Here is a 2477-nt window from a genome sequence, read left to right on the forward strand (position 1 = left end):
AGAACGCGAGTGAGAAGAGAAAGGGGTGGAGAAGAGAGAGATGCGAGAATGGTCATGGGGGGAGCGATAAGAAAAGGAGGAAGCGGGGGAAAGCGACAGGAAGGAGTGGGGGTCGAGGGGTTTTGTTTGAAAGTGAACAGAGAGGCCCGGAGATCGGCAAGTAAGGAGTCGTCGGCAGCGTGAGAGGTGTATAAGGGCCGGGGGACGCACCCGGCCCCGGCCTCCCGGCCGATGTCGGCTCGACGCGACCGCTCGCTGACGGGTCCGGGCCCTCCGTCCCACGGACGGAGGGCCCGGACCTGGCTGGTGGCGGTCGGACCTGCAGCGCGGGATCAGACCCCGCGGCCGCGCCGGTTCAGCACTGCGAGGATCGACTCGGCCGGCACCAGGCCCGAGGCGACGGCCAGCGCCAGGAACGCGCGGGGCTCGGTCCACCGGCGGCGCAGCGCACGCCCGGCCCAGTGCAGGGCCGTGCGGCGCCGCCGCAGGGCGGCGCTGCCGAACGCCAGCTGGCCGAACACCCGGGCCGCCCCGCGGTCGTCCCCGGCGATGCCGGGATGGCGCCGCAGCATGTACTCGAGCGAGTCCACCAGGGTCTGGAACCTCCGCGAGAAGTGGGACGACCGGCCCCAGCGCACCAGGACCAGGGGCTGGTCGACGTGCTCAATGGGCTGCAGCTCGGCGGCACGCAGGAGCAGGTCCCAGTCCTCGTTCTGGCTGCCCGGGATCTCCTCGTCGACGAGCCCCAGCCGACCCAGCAACGCCGACCTGCGCAGCAGCAGGGTCGAACTGTGCAGCATCGCCATGCGGCTGCGGAGCAGGTCGGCGTGGCGGACCCGGTCCTGACCGGCCAGCCGGTCGGACTCGGTGCCCTCGTACGAGACCCGGATGGCCGTCGTGACGACGTCGGCCTCGGGATGCCGGCGGGCGCGCCCCAGTTGCGCCCGCAGCTTGCCGGGCGCCCAGACGTCGTCGTCGTCGCAGAAGGCGACCCACTCGGTGTCCAGCGCCAGGATCCCGGTGTTGCGGTTCCCGGCGAGCCCGGGGGTGCGGTCGTTGGCCAGGACACGGACGCGCCGGTCGCCGGAACCGAGCTCCTCGAGCGAGTGGTCGGGAGTGCTCCGGTCGAACACCACGACGACGTCGAGGCCCACGGGGGCGTCCTGGTCGAGGATGGCCTGCAGCGTCTCCCGGAGCAGCGCCGGCCGGTCGTGCGTGGGGACGACGACGCCGACGGTCGGCCGGGCGGTGTCCGTCCGCGCGGTCATCGGGTGTCCCCGTGACCGGTCCGGCGGAGGTACCCGTAGCGGGCGAGCAGGGGGAACGTCAGCAGTGTGACCAGCGTCCGGCGGCGTCGGGGGAGCTGCTGGCGCCAGACGTCGTCGCGGCGCAGCGTCAGAGGGCCGTTGCGGAACCGGACCGGGTTGCCGGCGACGGTGTGCGAGGGCGTGAGCAGGACCGTCGACTCGTCCGCGAACCCGGCCGCGGCCTCCCCGGCCGGCAGCCCGGCGAAGTCGGCCACCTGCGCGACGTGTGCCCGTGGCTCGGCGACGAAGTCCTCGTAGCGCAACCGCAGTGTCGGCGTGCCCAGCCGGCGCAGCAGGGCGAAGAAGACGTTGTGCCCGACCCACAGCACCGAGGACCGGGCGGGGGAGTAGCGGGTCATGAGGTCCTCCGCGGCCACCGACTCGGGTCGGCGGACCTGCTTGGTCCAGGAGAACGCCACCCCTCGGCTGTCCCGGACCACGTGGACGACACGGAGGTCGACCTGCGGGCCGTGCCGCAGGCAGGAGGCGAGCGAGGAGTGCTTGCTCGAGTCGATCACGACCGGCCGGCCGGAGACCTCGGCGATGGCCTGGTACAGGCGGGTGAAGGTGGAGACGTACTCGTCGAGCCAGGCGCGCCGGCGCCGGGGGAGCCGGGGGAGCGCCAGCAGCGGCACGTGCCGTGTCCGGTCCACGCGCCGCTGGAGGACGCGCATCCGCGTCGCGAGGGTCCGGTCCCACCCGCCGAAGGCGCGGTCGCCGACCGCGGTCCAGAAGGCGCACCGGCTGAACGACTGACCGCAGCCGCAGGTCTCGTCGTCCAGGACCCCGCGCTGCCACAGGTGGACGAGTTCGCCTGCGGAGCAGGTCCCGGGGAGCTCGCCGAGGACCCGCTCGAGAACGGTCGTGCCACTGCGGCCCAGTCCTCCCAGGAAGAGCACGCGCGTCGTCCCCCGAGGGGCCGTGGCGACGGGTGTCTCCGAGTGCTGCGCAGAATTCGTGGGCACGGATTCAGAATGGCATCCCCGTCATTCCCCGCGACCATTGGTCAACCCGGACGGGTGAGGCTCGACAGGGCGACTGCAGGCCAGTGAGCCTTTCCCAGTAGCGGGTGGCTGGCAGGTCGGACAGGACACGCCGACGAACGCGAGGTGACGGGAGGAAGCGCAGGACCTCGGTAGGAGGGACGTCTTCTCACGGATCGTCTTCCCC

Annotated in this window: 2 protein-coding genes; both read right to left on the minus strand. The window is 72.2% G+C overall.

Annotation, left to right across the window (positions count from 1 at the left end):
• Positions 1 to 332 precede the first annotated feature (332 nt).
• On the minus strand, positions 333 to 1268 hold the full coding sequence (locus CNO22_RS26675) for a glycosyltransferase family 2 protein (protein ID WP_100502246.1): 936 nt from the start codon (positions 1266 to 1268) through the stop codon (positions 333 to 335).
• The gene (locus tag CNO22_RS26680) at positions 1265 to 2206 is read right to left on the minus strand and encodes a sulfotransferase (RefSeq protein WP_198588636.1); all 942 of its coding nucleotides are present in this window, start codon (positions 2204 to 2206) and stop codon (positions 1265 to 1267) included. The genes CNO22_RS26675 and CNO22_RS26680 overlap by 4 nt, the downstream gene beginning before the upstream one ends.
• Positions 2207 to 2477 lie beyond the last annotated feature (271 nt).

Origin of the sequence: Geodermatophilus chilensis (assembly GCF_002802985.1) — a bacterium.
GTDB classification, from domain to species: Bacteria; Actinomycetota; Actinomycetes; order Mycobacteriales; family Geodermatophilaceae; genus Geodermatophilus; species Geodermatophilus chilensis.

Excerpts from the sequence above, each read along its gene's own strand:
- CNO22_RS26675 (WP_100502246.1), bottom strand. The coding sequence starts at position 1,268 with ATGACCGCGCGGACGGACACCGCCCGGCCGACCGTCGGCGTCGTCGTC.